We start from the raw sequence: 19,664 nt of genomic DNA, 5'->3' as shown, positions 1-19,664 counted from the left end.
TGCGGTTATTGTGCCATTTTTTTCCCCGCGGCTGAAATGTTAGAGCATTTCTCCGGGTGTTGCAGAAGATGAAAATGAGGGCACAACACCATCGCGCAACGAAATTTACCGTTTTACCTATCAATTTTTCTTATACGCTTCGCATTTTTTTCATTTCAGGTATCATGTGCGCGCTAAATTTCTTCTATTGATAACAGGAACGAACACCATGCCAGTGTTACACAACCTTGTTTCCAATAAAGAGCTGAAGGCGCGCATGTTGGCCGAAACCGAACCGCGCACCACAGTCTCTTTTTACAAGTACTTCACCATTGCCGATCCCAAAGCCTTTCGCGATGCGCTCTATGTCGGGTTAACCGCATTAAAGGTGTTTGGTCGCATCTACGTTGCCCATGAGGGCATCAATGCGCAGATCAGCGTGCCAGCCAGCCAGTACGAGGCTATGAAAGCCTTTTTGTACGGCTTTGATCCCGCGCTGGACAATCTGCGCATGAATATTGCGCTGGATGATGATGGCAAGTCGTTTTGGGTGCTGCGCCTGAAAGTGCGCGATCGCATTGTGGCTGACGGGATTGAGGACGACAGCTTTGATGCCAGTAATGTCGGCAACTACCTGAAAGCGGCCGAAGTTAACGCCATGCTCGACGATCCTGATGCGGTCTTTGTCGATATGCGCAATCATTATGAGTATGAAGTCGGGCGTTTCGATAACGCATTAGAGGTGCCTGCCGACACGTTCCGCGATCAACTGCCCATGGCCGTGGATATGCTTAAAGACAAGAAAGACAAAAAAATCGTGATGTACTGCACCGGGGGGATTCGCTGTGAAAAAGCCAGCGCCTGGATGCGACACAACGGTTTTCAGGATGTTTATCATGTCGAGGGTGGGATTATTGAATATGCTCGTCGGGCGCGGGAACAAAATTTACCGGTGCGTTTTAAAGGTAAAAACTTTGTTTTTGATGAACGCATGGGCGAGCGTATATCGGATGATGTTCTGGCGCATTGTCATCAGTGTGGTGAGCCCTGCGATACGCACGTCAACTGCGTCAATGATGGTTGTCACTTACTGTTTATACAGTGCGAAAGTTGTGCCGAGAAGTATGAGCACTGCTGTAGCCCGTTGTGCCAGGAAGAAGCCCGTCTGTCGCCTGAAGAACAGCGTGCCCGTCGGGCGGGACGTGAGAATGGTAATAAAATCTTTAACAAGTCGCGTGGCTTGCTGAATATGACCATTCCGGCACCGACGCGGAAATAACCGACCCCGCCTGAAGGCCGACTTCAGGCGGGTGTTTTGTTACTGACGGACGCCTTCAACAGAGATAATTAACTCGACGTTCTGCGAGGCAGGGCCCAGGTCATGGGTGATATTAAAGTCTTTCAGCGCAATCTCGCCTTCAGCTTCAAAACCGGCACGATAACCGCCCCACGGATCTTTTCCTTCGCCCATCATTTTGGCTTCCAGCGTCACCGGTTTTGTCACGCCATTCAGCGTTAAATCCCCGGTGACCGCCAGTTTGTCACCGTCTTTTTTCACGGAAGTCGATTTGAACGTCGCGGTGGGATGTTTCGCCACGTTCAGAAATTCAGGGCCACGAATATGTTTGTCACGCTCGGCGTGGTTGGTATCCACGCTGTTGGTTTTAATCGTGACATCGACTTTATCGGCGGTGGGATTGTCTGCATCGAAGGTAAATGAGCCATCAAAATCTTTAAACGTCCCATACAGCCAGCTGTAGCCCAGATGCTGAATACGGAACTGAACAAAGGCGTGCTGGCCTTCTTTATCGATTTTGTAATCGGCGGCATTAGCGGTCAGTGATCCCAGCAGCAGGCCAGTAGCGGTAACAGCCAGAAGCGTTTTTTTGAACATATCATTTTTCCTTTTCAGAGGGAGAGTGGATGCGCCGTCCCAGCATCCTTTTCAGGGTGATATCGCGGTCAATAAAGTGATGTTTTAACGCGGCAAGACCATGCAACACCGACAGCACCACGATGTTCCACGCCAGCCACAGATGAATATTTCCTGCTAAATCCGCCTGTTCACCCGCTCCACTGAATAATGCCGGTAACGAGAACCAACCGAAAACAGACACGGGTTTGCCATCCGCAGTCGAGATCAGATAGCCACTTAACAGAAGGGCAATAAGCAGGCTGTAAAGCAGCCAGTGCACGAACACTGCCGCGAAGCGCACCGCAGGAGAATAGCTACGCAACGGTTCAGGGGGCGGCGAAAGCACACGCCATACCAGTCGGATGACCAGCGCCAGCATTAATAACACGCCGATGCTTTTATGAATGTCAGGCGCGTTATGGTACCAGCTGTCGTAATAACTCAGGCCAACCATCCACAGGCCCAGCGCGAACATGGCGTAAATAACCACGGCCATTGACCAGTGCAGAAAAATCGTGAGTAAACCGTAACGGGTGGAGGAATTTGTCAGCGACATTGTGCTACAGCACCAAAGGAATACGTGGAAACAAGAATCTACAGAATGAAACACAAAATCAATGATGCTTACTTTTCTATAAATTTATTGTTGCTGGTGCAATGGGTTTGGTGAACCGATTTGACTAAGCGCAGGATTATTGAATAAACGCCCTTGTCTGGCGGCGGCATGATGTGACTGATGGAGAAAACATCTCTGAAACACCTGGATGGCAGAAGAAAAAGCGGTAAAACGGGCTGGCGTGTAAATCTGTGTCAATGCGGCGCGGTGCACTGCACGCGCGCCGTACGGTCAGGCGTGAAAACGCGATAAACGGAAAGGGGTAAGATCGAAACTGAACGGTTTATTCTGTGCAAACTGACTGGCGAGTTCACCCAACACGCTGGCAAATTTAAAGCCATGTCCGCTTAAACCGGTGATGATCAGACGATTCGGTTCGCCCGGAAGCGTATCAATGATGAAATCCTCATCAGGACTCACGTCATAGCTACAGGCTTCACCGTGCAGGCAAACCCCAACGCCCGGTAAAAACTGACGGAGAAACCGGAAGGCTTCACTGCCATCGGCGGAAAGGCTGCCGAACGGCTTGCGGTCTTCAGGTGTTGTCATTAGCTGACCACCATCATGACGACCGACTTTTAAGGCATTGTTGTCCGCCGGGAAACCATAATACTGACTGCCATCCGGCATTTCGCAGGTGAAGCCAGGAAACGCATTGTTTTCACTGTAGCGGCCATCAGCCTGATACCAGGCAAACACCTTACGCGTAGGGGCGATGGGCAAATCGGGGACCAGTTTACTCACCCAGGTGCCCGCACTGACCAACAGTTTGCGCCCGCGGTAAAGGCCATCGAGCGTGGTAACCTGTTGCAATTCGCCGTCACGCCGGATCTGAGTAACCGGGCAGTTAAACAACTGCGCGCAGCCCTGTTTTTCTGCCAGCTGTATCCAGCTTCGAACCGCCTGTTCACTTTTTAAAAAGCCAGAGTTTGGTTCGAAAACGCCCAGATATCCGTCAGGAACCGCCAGCTGTGGCCAGCGCTTGCGCACGTCAGCCGCCTGCAGCACCTCGACAGGGAGCTGCCAGGTTTGGGCGCTGCTTACGACGTTTTGAATAAATTCAGACTGGACAGGCGCAAGATTCAGGACACCGCAACGATGCATAATGCGCTCGCCCGCCTGCTGTTCCAGTTCATCCCACAACGTTTGCGCACGCAATACCAGCGGTACATAGCGTTCGCCCTCGCCATAGGCATGACGAATCAAACGGCTTTCTCCGTGATGAGCACCCTGATGATGGGGAGGATGTGCGCTGTCAATCATCAGCACGGAAAGGCCAGCCTGGGTCGCATAATAGCCAGCCGCTGCACCCACTGAACCGCTACCGACCACAATGAGATCGTAAATCATGAAAATGGAACTCCTGAAAGGGTTACATAATCAATAGCATACCAGAAAGTCCATGAAAAAAGGCACCCGAGTGGGTGCCTCGCTGATGCAGCAGTATTAATGCTTCTTTCGTAGTCGTTCTACTTGCTCGGCAGATTCAATCTTAGCGATACCCGCTTCGAGAATAGAGATAAATTGCCTGGCTACATCTGTCGTCAGCCAGTAGGTCGGGCCGACGTCCGCGTCTTCTTCAGTTTGATCCTGCGACGAAAGTGAGTGCAGACGGATCATCATCGCATCATAGCTGTCAACAGTACTGATATCCCAGCCCACCAGAGGATGGGTCTGAATTACATCTTTCCGACTGTCCATTATAACCTCCTTATTACTCGTTAAACGAAGTGCATGATGAGGTTCAATGCGGCTTTTAATTTCCACTGCGAAACAATTATAACAGCAAAATGGCGATTCACTGATTAAAACGTATCATGGAAAGCCTGAATGCAGAATGATTATCTCTAAAACAGTCAGGCTGAGAAGATATAATACCTGAATACCGGGCGTGCAATTGTCCTAATTGAACAATAAAAAAGGCTTATTAAGGTCGTTAAACAGGGTTAAAGAGGGGAAGTTTCAACGCCTGCTGAACCGCTACGTTTTTGTAATGTCTCTGCAAGGCGCGCAAACTGCTGCTGCAATTGCTCATCATGGTTTTGATTTTGCGCTTCAAGCGAAAGATTATGCACCAGCAACTGACTGGCCCGATCATCAAGACAGAAAATCAGGCTGGAAAAGGCGTTTTCCAGCACCGTCAAGCGGCGTTGCTGTTCACCAATGAGTGTCAGCAGCTCGCCAAAGGTCATGGCTTCTTCGGGTTTATCTGTAGTCATGGGATGAAACTCCTTTTATGCATGATCAGCGCCAGCATAGGGCATTGGTCATTCGGAGTCCAGATGGGCAAGCGGTTAGTCAGGCATAAATGAAGATAAAAAAACCGGGTGGCGAAACCCGGTAAAAACAGCACAGTGGCGGTTAATCGGTAATGAACCAGTCGTCAGCGCTTTCCCACGTTTGCTGCAGGATTTCACTGATTTGTTCACGCGTGTCTTTGTCACCGCCCATTACGCTCAGCTGATTCGCCGTGGCGTAACGCACTTTGACCTGATTGGTGAATTGCGGAAATTGTTCATCGATCCGGCGCGACAGCTCATGGCTCAGGGCTTCCATCGCACCAGCGGGAAGAGGTTGGGTTTTGGCAACGGTAATTTCAACACGCATAAAAGCCTCCGTATAAGATACTGTATATAATTACAGTATAAATATAGCGGAGGCAAGCGAAATTATTTTATACGCCAGTTGAGGGTTTCCCCGGCCAGGAAAGGCACCAGCGTATGAGAGCCCATTGCAATGCTTTCTTCTACCGTCCATGGCTCACGCACCAGCGTAAGGGTGCCTTCGTTCAGCGGCAGGCCATAGAAACGCGGACCATTTTCAGAACAAAATGCCTCAAAATGCTGCAGGGCATTGAGCTCTTCAAATACGGTGGCGTACGCGGGCAGGGAGGTAGGGGCGTTGAACACACCCGCACAGCCGCAGCTGCTCTCTTTCAGATGGCGCAAATGAGGCGCGGTGTCGGTACCCAGAAAGAAACGGGGATGACCGGAGGCGACAATCCTGCGCAGCGCCTGCTGATGCGTATTGCGTTTCAGGATCGGCAGACAGTACAGGTGAGGGCGGATACCCCCGACCAGCATATGGTTGCGGTTAAACATCAGATGCTGCGGCGTAATCGTTGCCGCCAGGTTTTCATTGGCGCTTTCCACATAGTCAGCTGCATCTTTGGTCGTGATGTGTTCCATCACCACTTTCAGCGCGGGGAACTGTTTGCGTAGCGGTTCCATCACCGTTTCAATAAAGCGGGCTTCGCGGTCAAAAATATCGATGTGCGAGTCCGTCACTTCACCGTGCACCAGCAGCGGCATTCCCAGCGTTTGCATCCGCTCCAGCACTGAGGCAATCGAAGCAATATTGGTGACACCATGGCTTGAATTGGTCGTGGCATGAGCGGGATACAGTTTGGCGGCCGTGAACAATCCCGACTGAAAACCGCGGGCCAGCTCATCGGCCTCTAACGAGTCGGTCAGGTAGCAGGTCATCAGGGGGGTAAAAGCGTGCCCATCAGGTAAGGCAGCCAGAATGCGATTGCGATAAGCTTCGCCCGCCGCGACGCTGACTACCGGCGGAACCAGATTGGGCATGACGATAGCACGACCATTGACTGCGCTGGTATAGGGCAGCACAGTGTTGAGCATATCATCATCACGAAGATGGATATGCCAGTCATCTGGACGGCGGATAGTAAGTTGCTGAGGGTGTGCGGTCATGAATGCGGCTCCGGCAAGTAGAATAAACGAAAGGCGTGTTTAGGCCGGGTTATAAGCATAAGGACTCAGGCAACCGTTTGCACCTGTTTTTCTTTTTTAAAAAAAATCCGCGCCTGAAGGCGCGGATAAGATGACGGTAAAGCTGCCTGTCAGGCGGTTAGTCGGTGAAGGGGATGACCAGTTCACCAGGCTTCACTTCCAGCCCTTTCGCGAATTTTTTCGCCAGCGATTCCGCTTTACTGCGATCGGCGCTCAGCACGTAGGCCGGGTGCTGATCAAAGTAGCTTTTTAACGACTGATTCAGATAAGGCGTCAGGGTTTTCATAATAGAGGCCATTTTCTCGGGCTGAACCTGCGCATCGACGATTTCCATATCGCGCAAATATATGGCTCCTTGCTGCTGATCAAACACTGGCTGCGCACGCATTTTGAGCTGCATATCGGCCTGTTGCGGACCAAAGAGTGAGGAGACATTAATTTTGGCATCGCCCGATAAGGTGACTTTGCCTGGCACGTCCCGACCAATCTGGCTATTCAGGTTAGTTAACACAATATGGGCATTGACCAGACCTGATACGCCAATGTCTTTTTCGAAGTTATTATGTTTTTGCAGGGCCTGATTGACTTCCTGTTCGCTAATTGTGTATTGCGTTAACTGATTACAGCCACTCAGTAAAACCGCTAAAAACAGGGCAACCAGCCCGTGAAAAACCGTCTTCATACTTCCCTCGTTTAACTGAAAAACTCGCTCGTGGCATAGCCTGCCTGAATGCAAACCGTCTGTCATCAGGAATGGGATGATATGGATTTGCCGAAAATGCCTTCCGGAAGAAAGTGTCCCGATCTTCCGCTGTTAAAACGGGCGGCTTGCGGCACCCACGGCTTCTTACGCGGCGGGGCAGTGACAGCGCACAGGGTTAAGAAACCGATGTGGTTACCGAACCAGTTTTCTGGATCGGAGATATGAACAGGTCTTTTGACGCGTCTGCGCTGCACGGTGGGCCGGACGATAATTCAGCGACCTGGCTGTTGTGATATGCGTAACGTTTTACCGCAGACCTGGCGGCGGTTATAGTGAAAGTTATCAATGACTGGCATTTCCTTCCCGCCATGGACTTCAGGAGAGATGATGTTTGGCTATCGTTCTGCCGCACCAAGGGTGCGACTCACGACCGAGCGGCTGGTGGTAAGACTGGTTCATGAACGCGATGCATGGCGTTTAGCCGACTATTACGCGGAAAACCGTGACTTCCTTAAACCCTGGGAGCCGGTGCGTGATGACAGCCACTGTTATCCCTCTGGCTGGCAAGCCCGGCTGGGCCTGATCGCTGATATGCATAAACAGGGCTCGGCGTTCTATTTTATTTTAATGGACAGCAATGAAACGGAAGTGCGTGGCGTGGCGAATTTTAGCAATGTCCTGCGCGGTGCTTTTCATGCCTGCTATCTTGGCTATTCGCTTGGCGAGAAGTGGCAAGGGCAGGGCCTGATGTTTGAAGCGCTGCAGTCGGCGATTCGCTATATGCAGCGCCAGCAATATATCCACCGCATCATGGCAAACTACATGCCGCATAACCAGCGCAGTGGTGACCTGCTGGCCCGCCTGGGATTCGAAAAAGAGGGCTATGCTAAAAACTACCTGATGATTAACGGTCAGTGGCAGGATCATGTCCTGACTGCGCTGACCAGCAAGGAATGGACACCCAATCGTCGTGGGTAAAATGAGGAGTTCGCAATGAAGATGACCTTGTCGGCGCATGCGTTGCGCGTGCTGGGTTGCCTGCTGGAAAAGCAAATCACCACACCGGAACAGTATCCTCTTTCATTAAATGGCGTGCTTATCGCCTGTAATCAAAAATCTAATCGCGAGCCCGTGATGACGCTGAGCGAAAGCGACGTGCAGGATCAGCTCGATCTCCTGATTAAAAAGCATCTGGTGACCGCCAACAGCGGGTTCGGCCAGCGCGTGGTGAAATACGAGCAACGCTTCTGCAATTCCGCCTTCGGTAATTTACAGCTCAGTAGCGCAGAAGTTGCCGTTCTCACATTGCTGTTCCTGCGTGGCGCACAAACCCCTGGTGAACTGCGGACCCGGAGTGGGCGTTTGCATGAGTTTGCCGACGTCAGCGACGTTGAACAGACGCTGGACACGTTGATGTCGCGCGCTGAGGGGCCCATGGTCATGCGCCTGGCGCGGGAGCCGGGTAAACGTGAAAGCCGTTTTATGCACATGTTTGCTGATGAGGCCGAACTCGGGGCGCTGGAGCAACACCCAGCCACGGCGGACGATGCCGCGCTGCGGGATCGGGTTGAGGCGCTTGAGCAACAGGTTGCCGATCTTCAGGCACAACTGGCGCAATTACTGGAAAGAGAACAATAAATGACGATTCGCATTGGTGTTGTTGGGTTGGGCGGTATTGCGCAAAAGGCCTGGTTGCCTGTGTTATCGCAGGCAAATAACTGGCAGTTAGTCGGCGCATTTTCGCCGAATCAGGCCAACGCCCGCATCGTCTGTGACCGCTACCGTATCACCTGCTTCCCTTCACTGACCGATCTGGCTGCCGCCTGTGACGCCGTATTTGTGCACAGCAGTACGGCCAGCCATTACGACGTGGTCAAAGCACTGCTTCAGGCTGGCAAGGATGTCTGTGTCGACAAACCGCTGGCAGAAACCCTGAATCAGGCAGAGGCGCTGGTCGCGCTGGCCGAAAAGAAACAACGAAAGCTAATGGTGGCGTTTAACCGGCGTTTCGCGCCCTGCTATCAGCAACTGAAAACACAAATGCACTCCGCCGCTGCGCTGCGTATCGAAAAACACCGCAGCGACAGCGTGGGTCCACAGGATCTGCGCTTTACACTGTTAGATGATTACCTGCATGTCGTTGATACGGCTCTGTGGCTGGCAGGAGGCCGTGCGCTGCCCCGTCAGGGCCATATTGCGACCAATGAACAGGGACAGATGCTTTACGCCGAGCACCATTTCAATGCGGGTGGATTGCAGGTAACCACCAGTATGCATCGTCGGGCAGGCAGCCAGCGCGAACGTATCAGCGCCATCTGTGATGGCAAGTGCATTGATATTCATGACATGCGCGACTGGCAGGAAGAGTGCGGTGCAGGCGTAGTGCTCACGCCGCCTGCCGCCTGGCAGAGCCATCTGGCTCAGCGCGGATTTGTGGGCGTGGCAGAACATTTTGTTCACTGCATCGAAAATCAGACAAAGCCGGAAACGAGTGGTGAGCAGGCACTGCTGGCGCAACGTATCGTCGAATCCATGTGGCGTGACGCGGAACGGGAATAACGCCTTGTAACACTCAGTGCTGGTCATTTCACGCGATCGCAGTAGACTATCGCCCGACGTGTGACAGGACCCGTGCTAAGTCACTCATTTTGCCGATTCTTTTCAGGATGCCCCGTCAATTATGAATTTGTTGAAATCGCTGGCAGCGGTCAGTTCAATGACCCTGTTTTCCCGCGTGCTGGGTTTTGCCCGGGATGCCATTGTGGCACGGGTGTTTGGTGCCGGCATGGCGACCGATGCGTTCTTTGTTGCGTTTAAACTACCTAATCTTCTGCGGCGTATTTTTGCTGAAGGGGCCTTCTCGCAGGCATTTGTTCCTATTCTTGCCGAGTATAAAAGTAAGCAGGGCGAAGAGGCTACGCGGCTTTTTGTGTCCTACGTTTCCGGTCTGCTGACCCTGGCGCTGGCGCTCGTGACCGTCGCAGGCATGGTTGCCGCCCCCTGGGTCATCCTGGTGACGGCACCGGGTTTCGCCGATACAGCCGATAAATTTGCCCTGACCAGCGCGCTGCTGCGCGTCACTTTCCCCTACATTCTCCTGATTTCGCTGGCTTCGCTGGCTGGGGCCATATTAAACACCTGGAACCGTTTTTCGGTGCCGGCGTTTGCCCCCACGCTGCTGAATATCAGCATGATCGGCTTTGCGCTGTTCGCCGCACCGCACTTCCATCCGCCCATCATGGCGCTGGCGTGGGCGGTGGTGGTCGGCGGACTGCTGCAACTGGGCTATCAGTTACCGCATCTGAAAAAGCTGGGCATGCTGGTCCTGCCGCGGATCAACCTGCGTGATGCTGGCGTGTGGCGCGTGATGCGCCAGATGGGGCCGGCAATTCTTGGGGTTTCAGTGAGTCAGATCTCACTGATCATCAATACGATTTTTGCCTCGTTCCTGGTTTCGGGCTCTGTCTCATGGATGTATTACGCTGACCGCCTGATGGAGTTTCCGTCCGGCGTGTTAGGCGTGGCGCTGGGCACGATTTTATTGCCTTCTCTGGCAAAAAGTTTCGCCAGTGGCCACCATGAAGAGTATTCGCGCTTAATGGACTGGGGCCTGCGTTTGTGCTTTTTACTGGCGTTGCCCAGTGCGGTGGCGCTGGGTATGTTGTCCGGTCCGCTGACTGTCGCGTTGTTCCAGTACGGAAAATTTACTGCCTTTGATGCCGCTATGACGCAGCGTGCGCTGATTGCCTACTCGGTGGGATTGATGGGCCTGATCGTCGTGAAAGTCCTGGCGCCGGGCTTCTATTCCCGTCAGGACATTAAAACGCCGGTAAAAATTGCGATTGTTACGCTGATCGCGACCCAGCTAATGAATCTGGCCTTTATTGGCCCGCTGAAGCATGCCGGACTGTCACTCTCCATTGGTCTGGGTGCCTGCCTCAATGCTGGGTTGCTCTACTGGCAACTGCGTAAAAAGAAAATCTTTCAACCTCAGCCTGGCTGGGCCGGTTTTCTGATTCGCTTACTGGTGGCGGTAATCGTCATGGCGGCCGCGCTGTCAGGCATGCTGTACTGGATGCCTGACTGGGAGCAGGGCAACATGCTATGGCGCCTGTTGCGGCTGACTCTCGTCTGTGCGGTAGGCGGCGGCGCTTATTTCCTGTCCCTGGGCATGATGGGCTTCCGACTGCGGGATTATGCCCGCCGTACCGCCGTCTGACCATAAAACCCTCCAACGGTTAATGCCGTAATCCAGGCCGTAATGAATAACATTACGGCCTTTTTGTCATAAACCTGCGCAGTGCAGGCCGGACTAACAAGGGATTCTGTGCCAGACCGGTCATTTCATCACGCCCGGCGATGCCACGAACCTCTGTCATCCCTTTTGCTGGCCTGGAACAGCTATCGCAGCAGACCTGTAGGCATCTTCAGGTGAATAATCCGCTCAGCGGGTTGCCAAAGAGACGATACCCAATAATGGATGGGGGCACGCCGTTACTGACTCATCAGGCGCAAGGCGTTAATACGGTGCGTCGAAAAGCCTGTTTACAGCGTATTGTCATAAAAAATTCATGTTTTTTTCATTGCTATTTAGCGTCTGACATCGCCTCGCACGGTAAGCCCATAATGTTGTAAGAAACTGATTCAAAAGTTCGTTTTGGCGTAAATCCTGTCTTCTTCCTGCCGATGAGTACCTTTAGTCCATCATTGAGAGGAAGATCAAAATGCATACCCGCGCTCATGAAAACGCGATGCCAGGTTTCTGGTACAACCTCAATCTTATTCCCTTATTCAGCCTGATTTTTGGCGGCATCTTATTTCTGTTCGTGTGCAGTAGCACGATATCTGCCTGGTTTTTGACGCAGGGGCAACATTCCCTTGACGTGTCAACGGATGAAATTTCGGTAAGGCAGGGATTACTCGACAGCTCAACGCATATGCGCTCTGCCAGGCTCAATATTATTCAGGCCGGCGCAGCGGCACGTATTGCCGACACGGATAACTACGCCGCTTTCCTCAGCGCCACAGAGGTCAGCATTAAAAAGGCAGAAAATGGGCTGAATATTTACCTTAACCGTCCGGTCAGGACGCCAGTCGGCATCGAACTCGATAAACAACTGCAGGCGCGATTTAAGGATTACCTGCAAAAAGGGTTGATGCCGATGATTGAGGCAGCCAAACAGAACAGTTTTGAAGAGATCATTGCGGATGAAACGGCGGCTGACAAACTCGACAAAGCGTATAAAGACGTGTTGATGAAAGCCATTCAGATGCGCAATCAGCGCTCGATGGACATTAAACAGCAGGCGGTTGAACAGGTTAAAACAGGCTATACCACAATGTTAGTGGCCTTTATCGCATCCGTAGTGATTGTGCTACTGGCTTTTGCTCTGCTGAGAAAAGTGGTGATTAAGCCTTTAAGACAGTCACTTCACCGTATCGACCTGATTGCCCACGGCGATTTGACTGTACCACCGTCGGCCTGCGGTCGTAACGAGCCGGGTATGTTACTGTCGAACCTGCAACGTATGCAGTCATCGCTTGCCCAAACAGTCGGCGCTGTCCGCGATGGGGCCATTGCTATCTTTCAGAGCGCGGGGGAAATTGCCTCCGGCAACACCGATCTCTCCTCCCGCACGGAACAGCAGGCCGCGTCGCTGGAACAGACGGCTGCCAGTATGGAACAACTGACCGCGACGGTGAAACAGAATGCCGACAATGCGCATCACGCCTGCCAGTTGGCGTCCGATGCGTCCGAAAAAGCCCAGTCGGGTGGAGAGATTGTTAATCGCGTCGTCAAAACCATGGACGATATCTCCGGCAGTTCGAAAAAGATCGCTGAAATTACCAGCGTCATTAACAGTATCGCCTTTCAGACGAATATTCTGGCATTGAATGCCGCGGTCGAAGCCGCGCGGGCAGGGGAGCAGGGACGCGGGTTTGCGGTGGTCGCCAGCGAAGTGCGCAGTCTTGCTCAGCGCAGCGCGCAGGCTGCAAAAGAAATCGAAGGGCTTATTGCCACTTCTGTCGGACTGGTTAACAACGGCACGGAACTGGTCAGCGATGCCGGCACCACCATGATGAAAACGGTAGACGCTTTCCAGCGTGTGAATGACATCATTTCTGAAATTGCCGTCTCTTCAGACGAGCAGAACCGAGGCATTCAGCAGGTCAGCCACGCGATTACAGAAATGGATGCAGTAACCCAGCAAAATGCGTCACTGGTTGAAGAGGCTTCAGCCGCTGCGGCCTCCCTTGAGGATCAGGCGGATAAACTGACGAAAGCCGTGGCCGTCTTTAAACTTGAACGAGCCCCGTTAACACCGTCTGACGCCCCCACTGTAGTCGTTGCTCCCGCCGTTCCTGCTTTTGCAGCAGCGGCACCGAAGAAAGGTCATGACAACTGGGAAGCGTTTTAAGACGAATGCCTGCCAGATCGTGACAGGCTAAATCGGCGTCCGCTTATTATCAGAAAAGGCAGTGTGCGCAGGGATGCGCTGGAGCAGAGACGTTATCCGGGATGCCGGATTTAAAGCGCGTTGGACACTGCATCTGTTGGGCGAAGAGGACAGATATTCTGCATAACAGACCCGCCGCCCTGTGACGACAGCATGAAAAAATCCGTCATCCACGCGTGATGACGGATTCTTCAAAAATGGACAGCGTGATCACCAGACTGACGTTATCAGATTTTACGGCTCAGCGTCGCCTGGCCCTGACCTTTTCCATCCGGTCCGTAGAACGCTTGCGTCTGATGCGGCTTAAGCACGTCTAACGCATCATGCGTGAAGGTAATCTGGTGCTGTAACAGGATGCCGTTGTGCGTGTTGGCACGGTGTAACCGGCGTGTATGCTGCTGAATACCTTCCCAGCGGCGCGCCATGTCACTCTGACCACGATAAGGTGCAGATGTCCCCAGGCTTTTCTCGTTGCTACGGCGCATCTCATCCAGATAGTTCAGCGTCGTCAGCAGCGCGCTTTTATCTTCGGTAATGCGCTGCAAATTGTTGCTGTCAATCATTCCGGACGACAACTGTTGTTCTTCTTCATCCAGAACGGTCGCCAGAGACACCAGCACTTCCTGCATCTTATCTAATGTGGTCAGCAAATTACTCATGGGGATTATTTACCCTCTAAATACGCCTTAGTGTCGGCAATCAGCGCATCGGCGATCTTGCCGGTATCCATCTTCAACTCGCCGTTACGAATAGCGGTTTTCAATTGTTCAACGCGTTGGACGTTAATGTCCTGGCTGCCTGGCTTCATCAGCTGCGCCTGGGCGCTGCTCAGGCTCACCTGAGCGGCGGCTGGTGTGGTCGCTGTTGCGCTGTCACTCTGGCGCACACGCGCAGTTTGCGGCTCGCTGCTGTCACGTGTTTGCACGGTGCTGGCGGGCTTTAACGGTTGTGTTCTTTCGATGCTCATATTCGGGCTCCTGTAAGGTCAGGGGGTCTGCCACCTGAATCATAATAGCGTAATCGCTTTGCTGATTCTTCTATCGGCAAATAAACAGGCTTCTTTAATGTTTTATAGTGTTATGAGAATTTTCCCATCATCACTGACCCTACCGCTCACAACCTGACCGTTCCCCATACGTACACGAACCCATTGCGCAATAGTGCCATTGCTTAAGGCTTTCCCCTCGCCGCTGGCATCAAATCCGTCGCCACTGGCAACCACCATGACATCCTGACCTGCTTTTACACGCCACGGCTGGCGCAGCATCGACTGACTCACCGGCTGTCCCGGCTGAATGTCACGCAGCACCACAGAATCGGCGACGGTCTCATCGTTAAGCAGGGTGCGCGGCGGCAGCGTATCCAGACGTCCCTCTTCGATGCGGAAATCGTCTTTGCTCACGGTTGCGCCGCGGGCGATTAAATTTTTCGCCACCAGATAACGGCCAGTGACCTGAACCTGGACCTGAATATAACGTCGATTTTCTCCGCAGTTGGCTGCCACGCTCATATTGCCCCACGGGCGGCTGTTGCCGGGCAACGTAAATTGCGGCGTATCACATAAGGGCCACTGTGCCTGTGGCGTGCGAATGACGACGTTCATGCCCGTGGCATGCTCAGGATCACGGGCTTTAAAAAACTGGTTCAGTTGGGCGCTGAAATCGCCTGCCATAACGGGTAAGGCAAACAGGGCCAGCAGGCTGGCTAACAGGGCTGGATATCCACGCATGTGCTTTTCCTCACTGATGATGGCAATGAGTGTACGCGTTTGAAAAAAAACTCAAGAGTTAAAATAGCGACGATTTGAGGCGTTATTCAGACGATGGCTCTTGCTTTTTCCCAATTATGCTGCCAGCTCGAAATTCTCATTTGCGGAGGAAGCATGCTCGACAAACTCGATGCGGCGCTACATTTCGGTACCGAAGCCCTCAACCTGCGAGCTCAACGTCAGGAGATTCTGGCATCCAACATTGCCAACGCCGACACCCCAGGCTATCAGGCCAGGGATATCGACTTTGCCAGCGAGCTGAATCGGGCAATGGCGAATGGACGTGCTGAAGGCAGTAGCCTGGCGCTCAAAGTTACTTCGTCGCGTCACATCGAAGCGCAGACGAACACGGCACCGTCGATGGATTTGCTGTATCGCATTCCGGATCAGCCATCTGCGGACGGTAACACCGTCGATATGGACCGCGAACGTACTCAGTTCGCGGATAACAGCCTGAAATATCAAACCGATCTCACACTTATCAGTAGCCAAATCAAAGGCATGATGAGCGTGTTACAAGGGCAATAATCATGGCATTGCTGAATATTTTTGACATTGCCGGCTCAGCGATGACCGCGCAATCACAGCGATTAAACGTCAGTGCCAGTAACCTGGCAAACGCCGACAGCGTGACCGGCCCGGACGGGCAGCCTTATGTGGCAAAGCAGGTCGTTTTTCAGACCGATGCTGCGCCGGGTGCGGCCACCGGTGGCGTAAAAGTGGCGCAGGTTGTTGATGATCCTACGCCCGCGAAACTGGTGTATGACCCGGGTAACCCGATGGCGGATGCCAAAGGCTACGTGAAGATGCCTAACGTGGATGTGGTAGCGGAAACGGTCAACACCATGTCGGCATCACGCAGCTACCAGGCGAACGTCGAGGTGCTGAATACCGTGAAGTCGATGATGATGAAAACGCTGACCCTGGGTCAGTAACGGAGAAAAATAATGACTATCGCGGTAGGCGTTAATGAAAAGCTGGACCCCACGGTCCTTAGCTCATCCAGCACCGGCACAAGTAACAGCGCCCAGGATCTGCAAAACCAGTTCCTGACCATGCTGGTGACGCAGCTGCAAAACCAGGATCCCACCAATCCGATGGATAACAGTCAGCTGACAACACAGCTGGCACAGATCAACACCCTGAGCGGTATTGAAAAACTGAACACCACACTGGGATCGATTTCGGGTCAGATCAGCACCAGCCAGTCACTGCAAAGTTCGACGCTGATTGGTCATGGCGTGATGGTGAATGGTTCACAGATTCTGGTCGGTAAAGGCACGACAACGCCGTTTGGCGTGGAGCTGACTAACGCAGCCACCACCGCCACGGCGACGATTACCGATGCACAGGGCAATGTGGTCAGCACCCAGGACCTGGGCGCACTGACCGCCGGCGTTCACACGTTCTCGTGGGACGGCAAATTACCGGATGGCAGCGTCGCGCCAGATGGAAAATACAAAGTTGCGATTGCTGCCAGTAACAGCAGCGGTCAACAGGTGGCTCAGCCACTTAACTATGCCTACGTCAATGGCGTAAGCACAGCGGGTAATACCGCAAAACTGGATCTCGGCACCATGGGCTCCGCCACCCTTGACGACGTACGTCAGATTCTCTGATTCACCTGTAGACAGGAGAGATTTAAATGTCATTTTCACAAGCGGTCAGCGGTCTCGGCGCTGCCTCAAGTAACCTGGACGTTATCGGTAACAACATCGCTAACTCCGCCACAGCAGGCTTTAAGTCCAGCACCATCGCGTTTGCCGACATGTTTGCTGGTTCAAACGTGGGTCTGGGGACTAAAGTCGCTGCCGTGATCCAGAACTTCAACGATGGTTCTACCACCACCACCAGCCGTGGGCTGGATGTGGCACTGAGCGGTAACGGTTTTTTCCGTTTGACCAACTCGGCGGGTGCGGTGTCCTATTCACGTAATGGCCAGTTCACTCTGGACCAGAACCGTAACCTGGTGAATACCCAGGGTCTGAACGTAACCGGTTACCCGGCTTCAGGCGTGCCTCCGACTATCCAGACGGGTGCGAACCCGGTTGCGCTGAAAATTCCTACCACGCAGATGCCTGCTAATGCCACTACCACGGCAAACCAGGTGGCGAAACTGAACTCGACTTCAGCGGTATTAGACGACACCAAGTTTTCTGCCACCGATCCGACGACGTACAGCGCGAAGAACACTATCACTATGTACGATACGCAGGGTAATGCGCACTCGCTTGACCTGTATTTCGTTAAGACCGCAGACAACACCTGGAAAATTCACGGCATTGACTCCACTGCGGGTTCAAACGTTGGGAATTACCAGATGAGCTATAACGCCAACGGTCAGCTGACTGGCGTATCTTCACTGGATGCAAACGGCAACGTGGTGGCAGGCTCAACAACAGCCAGCACCGCGACCGTCACGATTCCTGGCGTAAATGGCGCGAACGGCACGACTGTCGCGTTAAACTTTGTGGGCAGTCTGCAGCAAAATACCGGGGCGACCACCTTTGGTAACGCCACGCAAAACGGTTATGCGCCTGGCGATTTGACCAGCTATGCCATCAACAACGACGGCACCATCACCGGCAGTTACTCAAACCAACGCACGCAGTTACTGGGACAGATCGTCCTGGCCAGTTTCTCTAACCCCGAAGGCCTGAAATCGCAGGGCGATAACGTCTGGGCGGAAACCAATGCGTCTGGTCAGGCAGCGGTTGGCCTGGCAAACACCGGCACCTTTGGTTCACTGACCGCGGGCGCGCTGGAGTCCTCGAACGTCGATATGAGTAAAGAGCTGGTCAATATGATCGTCGCGCAACGCAACTACCAGGCGAACGCGCAGACCATCAAAACGCAGGATCAGATCCTTAACACTCTGGTCAACTTACGTTAATTCGCTAACGGGATTGCTCTATGGATCACGCGATATATACCGCGATGGGCGCGGCCAGTCAGACACTGGATCAGCAGGCGGTTACCGCCAGCAACCTCGCCAACGCCTCAACGCCCGGTTTCCGGGCGCAGCTGAACGCGTTGCGTGCTGTACCGGTCACTGGTTGGTCACTGCCCACGCGCACGTTGGTCACGGCATCTACGCCGGGTGCCGACATGAGTCAGGGGGCCATGGATTACACCCAGCGCCCACTGGACGTGGCAATGCAGCAGGATGGCTGGCTGGCTGTACGCACCGCCGACGGCAGCGAAGCCTATACCCGCAACGGCAACATGCAAATTCGTTCGGACGGTACGCTGACGGTGCAGGGCAATCCCGTAATGGGCGAAGGTGGTCCGATTGTGATCCCTCAAGGTTCTGAGATCACCATCGCGGCTGATGGCTCTATTACCGGGCTGAACGCTGGCGACTCACCTAATGCGACTGTACAACTGGGCCGTCTGAAGCTCGTCCAGGCAACCGGTAAAGAGTTAGAGCGTGGGGACGATGGCATGTTCCGTCCCACCGCCGCGACGCAGGCGACACGTGGCGCAGCCCTGCAGGCCGATCCGACTATGCAGGTCATGCCGGGTGTGCTTGAGGGCAGTAACGTGAAGCCGGTGGAAACGATGGTCGATATGATCGCCAATGCCCGCCGTTTCGAGATGCAGATGAAGGTCATTAACAACGTTGACCAAAACGAACAGAAAGCCAACCAGTTGCTCAGCATCGGCAGCTAAGGCGCGAGGATAAATACATGATTCGTTCTTTATGGATCGCCAAAACCGGTCTTGATGCACAGCAGATGAACATGGACGTGATCGCCAACAACCTGGCCAACGTCAGTACTAACGGGTTTAAGCGCTCACGTGCCGTGTTTGAAGATCTGATGTACCAGACCATGCGTCAGCCAGGCACGCAGTCATCTGAGCAGACGACGCTGCCGTCAGGTTTGCAAATCGGTACTGGTGTACGTCCGGTGACGACCGAGCGTTTGCATACGCAGGGCAACCTGTCGCAAACCAACAACTCAAAAGATATCGCCATTAATGGCCAGGGTTTTTTCCAAATCCAGATGCCAGATGGAACTTCTGCGTATACACGTGATGGTTCATTTCAGGTTGACCAGAACGGCCAACTGGTGACCAACGCGGGTTTCCCTGTGCAGCCTGGTATTACCATTCCAGCCAACGCCACAAGTATCACCGTGTCGCGTGATGGTGTGGTGAGCGTAACCCAGCAGGGGCAGACGCAGGCCGCCCAGGTCGGACAGTTAACGCTGAGCACCTTCATGAACAATGCGGGTCTCGATAGCGTGGGTGAAAACCTCTACAAGGAAACGCAGGCATCGGGTGCGCCGACGGACAGTACGCCTGGCCAGAACGGTGCCGGTTTGCTGTATCAGGGTTATACCGAAACCTCTAACGTAAACGTCGCGGAAGAACTGGTTACGATGATCCAGACGCAGCGTGCTTACGAAATTAACAGCAAAGCGATCAGCACCTCCGATCAAATGCTGGCGAAGTTGACACAGCTGTAAC

Annotated in this window: 23 protein-coding genes; 12 read left to right on the top strand and 11 right to left on the bottom strand. The window is 53.3% G+C overall.

Annotation, left to right across the window (positions count from 1 at the left end; all coding sequences use genetic code 11):
- Nucleotides 1–208 precede the first annotated feature (208 nt).
- The gene (locus tag RAC90_RS18805; protein WP_058701398.1) at nt 209–1,258 is read left to right on the top strand and encodes a rhodanese-related sulfurtransferase; all 1,050 of its coding nucleotides are present in this window, start codon (nt 209–211) and stop codon (nt 1,256–1,258) included.
- A 39-nt stretch (nt 1,259–1,297) separates the two neighbouring features.
- Here RAC90_RS18805 and RAC90_RS18800 read toward each other — a convergent pair whose 3' ends face one another.
- The 8 genes from RAC90_RS18800 to RAC90_RS18765 all read right to left on the bottom strand — a co-directional run bounded on the left by RAC90_RS18800 (nt 1,298) and on the right by RAC90_RS18765 (nt 6,944).
- The gene (locus RAC90_RS18800; RefSeq protein WP_006118799.1) at nt 1,298–1,873 is read right to left on the bottom strand and encodes a YceI family protein; all 576 of its coding nucleotides are present in this window, start codon (nt 1,871–1,873) and stop codon (nt 1,298–1,300) included.
- Nucleotide 1,874: 1 nt separating this feature from the next.
- Complete coding sequence (locus RAC90_RS18795; RefSeq protein WP_324028648.1) at nt 1,875–2,450, bottom strand: cytochrome b; 576 nt, start codon at nt 2,448–2,450, stop codon at nt 1,875–1,877.
- A 291-nt stretch (nt 2,451–2,741) separates the two neighbouring features.
- A complete protein-coding gene (gene solA / locus RAC90_RS18790) occupies nt 2,742–3,860 on the bottom strand; it encodes an N-methyl-L-tryptophan oxidase (protein ID WP_164483127.1) in 1,119 nt (372 codons plus the stop codon).
- 96 nt (nt 3,861–3,956) lie between these two features.
- The gene (bssS, locus tag RAC90_RS18785; RefSeq protein WP_006118802.1) at nt 3,957–4,211 is read right to left on the bottom strand and encodes a biofilm formation regulator BssS; all 255 of its coding nucleotides are present in this window, start codon (nt 4,209–4,211) and stop codon (nt 3,957–3,959) included.
- Nucleotides 4,212–4,456: 245 nt separating this feature from the next.
- The gene (locus tag RAC90_RS18780) at nt 4,457–4,729 is read right to left on the bottom strand and encodes a hypothetical protein (protein WP_006118803.1); all 273 of its coding nucleotides are present in this window, start codon (nt 4,727–4,729) and stop codon (nt 4,457–4,459) included.
- 142 nt (nt 4,730–4,871) lie between these two features.
- Nucleotides 4,872–5,117: a DNA damage-inducible protein I gene (dinI, locus tag RAC90_RS18775; protein WP_375124646.1), complete on the bottom strand. Its 246-nt coding sequence runs from the start codon at nt 5,115–5,117 to the stop codon at nt 4,872–4,874.
- A 62-nt stretch (nt 5,118–5,179) separates the two neighbouring features.
- Complete coding sequence (pyrC, locus tag RAC90_RS18770; RefSeq protein WP_006118806.1) at nt 5,180–6,223, bottom strand: dihydroorotase; 1,044 nt, start codon at nt 6,221–6,223, stop codon at nt 5,180–5,182.
- A 157-nt stretch (nt 6,224–6,380) separates the two neighbouring features.
- On the bottom strand, nt 6,381–6,944 hold the full coding sequence (locus RAC90_RS18765; protein ID WP_006118807.1) for a lipoprotein: 564 nt from the start codon (nt 6,942–6,944) through the stop codon (nt 6,381–6,383).
- 408 nt (nt 6,945–7,352) lie between these two features.
- Here RAC90_RS18765 and rimJ point away from each other — a divergent pair, with 408 nt between their 5' ends.
- The 5 genes from rimJ (at nt 7,353) to RAC90_RS18740 (ending at nt 13,384) form a co-directional block, all read left to right on the top strand.
- The gene (gene rimJ, locus RAC90_RS18760) at nt 7,353–7,943 is read left to right on the top strand and encodes a ribosomal protein S5-alanine N-acetyltransferase (protein WP_033737566.1); all 591 of its coding nucleotides are present in this window, start codon (nt 7,353–7,355) and stop codon (nt 7,941–7,943) included.
- 15 nt (nt 7,944–7,958) lie between these two features.
- Nucleotides 7,959–8,603, top strand: a complete 645-nt coding sequence (locus tag RAC90_RS18755; protein ID WP_375124645.1) for a YceH family protein — start codon at nt 7,959–7,961, stop codon at nt 8,601–8,603.
- Nucleotides 8,604–9,524: a Gfo/Idh/MocA family protein gene (locus RAC90_RS18750; protein ID WP_054687930.1), complete on the top strand. Its 921-nt coding sequence runs from the start codon at nt 8,604–8,606 to the stop codon at nt 9,522–9,524. It abuts the gene before it with no gap.
- 121 nt (nt 9,525–9,645) lie between these two features.
- On the top strand, nt 9,646–11,184 hold the full coding sequence (gene murJ / locus RAC90_RS18745) for a murein biosynthesis integral membrane protein MurJ (RefSeq protein ID WP_375124644.1): 1,539 nt from the start codon (nt 9,646–9,648) through the stop codon (nt 11,182–11,184).
- Nucleotides 11,185–11,689: 505 nt separating this feature from the next.
- Complete coding sequence (locus tag RAC90_RS18740; protein WP_054687929.1) at nt 11,690–13,384, top strand: methyl-accepting chemotaxis protein; 1,695 nt, start codon at nt 11,690–11,692, stop codon at nt 13,382–13,384.
- 266 nt (nt 13,385–13,650) lie between these two features.
- Here RAC90_RS18740 and RAC90_RS18735 read toward each other — a convergent pair whose 3' ends face one another.
- The 3 genes from RAC90_RS18735 to flgA form a co-directional block, all read right to left on the bottom strand.
- Nucleotides 13,651–14,082: a flagella synthesis protein FlgN gene (locus RAC90_RS18735; RefSeq protein ID WP_006118813.1), complete on the bottom strand. Its 432-nt coding sequence runs from the start codon at nt 14,080–14,082 to the stop codon at nt 13,651–13,653.
- Between the two features lie 5 nt (nt 14,083–14,087).
- A complete protein-coding gene (gene flgM, locus RAC90_RS18730) occupies nt 14,088–14,390 on the bottom strand; it encodes a flagellar biosynthesis anti-sigma factor FlgM (protein WP_006118814.1) in 303 nt (100 codons plus the stop codon).
- Nucleotides 14,391–14,492: 102 nt separating this feature from the next.
- Nucleotides 14,493–15,152: a flagellar basal body P-ring formation chaperone FlgA gene (gene flgA, locus RAC90_RS18725; RefSeq protein ID WP_033737561.1), complete on the bottom strand. Its 660-nt coding sequence runs from the start codon at nt 15,150–15,152 to the stop codon at nt 14,493–14,495.
- A 153-nt stretch (nt 15,153–15,305) separates the two neighbouring features.
- Between flgA and flgB the strand changes: the two genes are divergently transcribed.
- Genes flgB through flgG form a run of 6 tightly spaced genes read left to right on the top strand, consistent with a single transcriptional unit; the run spans nt 15,306 to nt 19,663 of the window.
- A complete protein-coding gene (flgB, locus tag RAC90_RS18720) occupies nt 15,306–15,719 on the top strand; it encodes a flagellar basal body rod protein FlgB (RefSeq protein WP_006118815.1) in 414 nt (137 codons plus the stop codon).
- A 2-nt stretch (nt 15,720–15,721) separates the two neighbouring features.
- Nucleotides 15,722–16,126: a flagellar basal body rod protein FlgC gene (gene flgC, locus RAC90_RS18715; RefSeq protein WP_006118816.1), complete on the top strand. Its 405-nt coding sequence runs from the start codon at nt 15,722–15,724 to the stop codon at nt 16,124–16,126.
- A 12-nt stretch (nt 16,127–16,138) separates the two neighbouring features.
- Nucleotides 16,139–16,810 (top strand): flagellar hook assembly protein FlgD, encoded by a 672-nt coding sequence (gene flgD / locus RAC90_RS18710; RefSeq protein WP_006118817.1) that lies wholly within the window; start codon nt 16,139–16,141, stop codon nt 16,808–16,810.
- 26 nt (nt 16,811–16,836) lie between these two features.
- Nucleotides 16,837–18,084, top strand: a complete 1,248-nt coding sequence (gene flgE / locus RAC90_RS18705; RefSeq protein ID WP_039341129.1) for a flagellar hook protein FlgE — start codon at nt 16,837–16,839, stop codon at nt 18,082–18,084.
- 20 nt (nt 18,085–18,104) lie between these two features.
- Nucleotides 18,105–18,863 (top strand): flagellar basal body rod protein FlgF, encoded by a 759-nt coding sequence (locus tag RAC90_RS18700; protein ID WP_033737560.1) that lies wholly within the window; start codon nt 18,105–18,107, stop codon nt 18,861–18,863.
- 17 nt (nt 18,864–18,880) lie between these two features.
- Nucleotides 18,881–19,663: a flagellar basal-body rod protein FlgG gene (gene flgG / locus RAC90_RS18695; protein WP_006118820.1), complete on the top strand. Its 783-nt coding sequence runs from the start codon at nt 18,881–18,883 to the stop codon at nt 19,661–19,663.
- Nucleotide 19,664: the final 1 nt, after the last annotated feature.

This window comes from Pantoea sp. CS_6, from assembly GCF_041954745.1.
Classification (GTDB): Bacteria; Pseudomonadota; Gammaproteobacteria; order Enterobacterales; family Enterobacteriaceae; genus Pantoea; species Pantoea stewartii.
Note: the sequence above shows the minus strand (reverse complement) of the source record. Positions and strands in the feature narration are given on the sequence as shown.

Bases quoted from the DNA above. Each gene is read 5' to 3' on its own strand.
- RAC90_RS18780 (WP_006118803.1), bottom strand. From the start codon at position 4,729: ATGACTACAGATAAACCCGAAGAAGCCATGACCTTTGGCGAGCTGCTG.
- bssS (WP_006118802.1), bottom strand. From the start codon at position 4,211: ATGGACAGTCGGAAAGATGTAATTCAGACCCATCCTCTGGTGGGCTGG.
- RAC90_RS18795 (WP_324028648.1), bottom strand. From the start codon at position 2,450: ATGTCGCTGACAAATTCCTCCACCCGTTACGGTTTACTCACGATTTTT.
- RAC90_RS18800 (WP_006118799.1), bottom strand. From the start codon at position 1,873: ATGTTCAAAAAAACGCTTCTGGCTGTTACCGCTACTGGCCTGCTGCTG.
- rimJ (WP_033737566.1), top strand. From the start codon at position 7,353: ATGTTTGGCTATCGTTCTGCCGCACCAAGGGTGCGACTCACGACCGAG.
- RAC90_RS18805 (WP_058701398.1), top strand. From the start codon at position 209: ATGCCAGTGTTACACAACCTTGTTTCCAATAAAGAGCTGAAGGCGCGC.
- flgE (WP_039341129.1), top strand. From the start codon at position 16,837: ATGTCATTTTCACAAGCGGTCAGCGGTCTCGGCGCTGCCTCAAGTAAC.
- RAC90_RS18740 (WP_054687929.1), top strand. From the start codon at position 11,690: ATGCATACCCGCGCTCATGAAAACGCGATGCCAGGTTTCTGGTACAAC.
- flgM (WP_006118814.1), bottom strand. From the start codon at position 14,390: ATGAGCATCGAAAGAACACAACCGTTAAAGCCCGCCAGCACCGTGCAA.
- murJ (WP_375124644.1), top strand. From the start codon at position 9,646: ATGAATTTGTTGAAATCGCTGGCAGCGGTCAGTTCAATGACCCTGTTT.
- RAC90_RS18700 (WP_033737560.1), top strand. From the start codon at position 18,105: ATGGATCACGCGATATATACCGCGATGGGCGCGGCCAGTCAGACACTG.
- RAC90_RS18735 (WP_006118813.1), bottom strand. From the start codon at position 14,082: ATGAGTAATTTGCTGACCACATTAGATAAGATGCAGGAAGTGCTGGTG.
- dinI (WP_375124646.1), bottom strand. From the start codon at position 5,117: ATGCGTGTTGAAATTACCGTTGCCAAAACCCAACCTCTTCCCGCTGGT.
- pyrC (WP_006118806.1), bottom strand. From the start codon at position 6,223: ATGACCGCACACCCTCAGCAACTTACTATCCGCCGTCCAGATGACTGG.
- flgC (WP_006118816.1), top strand. From the start codon at position 15,722: ATGGCATTGCTGAATATTTTTGACATTGCCGGCTCAGCGATGACCGCG.
- flgD (WP_006118817.1), top strand. From the start codon at position 16,139: ATGACTATCGCGGTAGGCGTTAATGAAAAGCTGGACCCCACGGTCCTT.
- solA (WP_164483127.1), bottom strand. From the start codon at position 3,860: ATGATTTACGATCTCATTGTGGTCGGTAGCGGTTCAGTGGGTGCAGCG.
- flgG (WP_006118820.1), top strand. From the start codon at position 18,881: ATGATTCGTTCTTTATGGATCGCCAAAACCGGTCTTGATGCACAGCAG.
- RAC90_RS18750 (WP_054687930.1), top strand. From the start codon at position 8,604: ATGACGATTCGCATTGGTGTTGTTGGGTTGGGCGGTATTGCGCAAAAG.
- RAC90_RS18765 (WP_006118807.1), bottom strand. From the start codon at position 6,944: ATGAAGACGGTTTTTCACGGGCTGGTTGCCCTGTTTTTAGCGGTTTTA.
- flgA (WP_033737561.1), bottom strand. From the start codon at position 15,152: ATGCGTGGATATCCAGCCCTGTTAGCCAGCCTGCTGGCCCTGTTTGCC.
- flgB (WP_006118815.1), top strand. From the start codon at position 15,306: ATGCTCGACAAACTCGATGCGGCGCTACATTTCGGTACCGAAGCCCTC.
- RAC90_RS18755 (WP_375124645.1), top strand. From the start codon at position 7,959: ATGAAGATGACCTTGTCGGCGCATGCGTTGCGCGTGCTGGGTTGCCTG.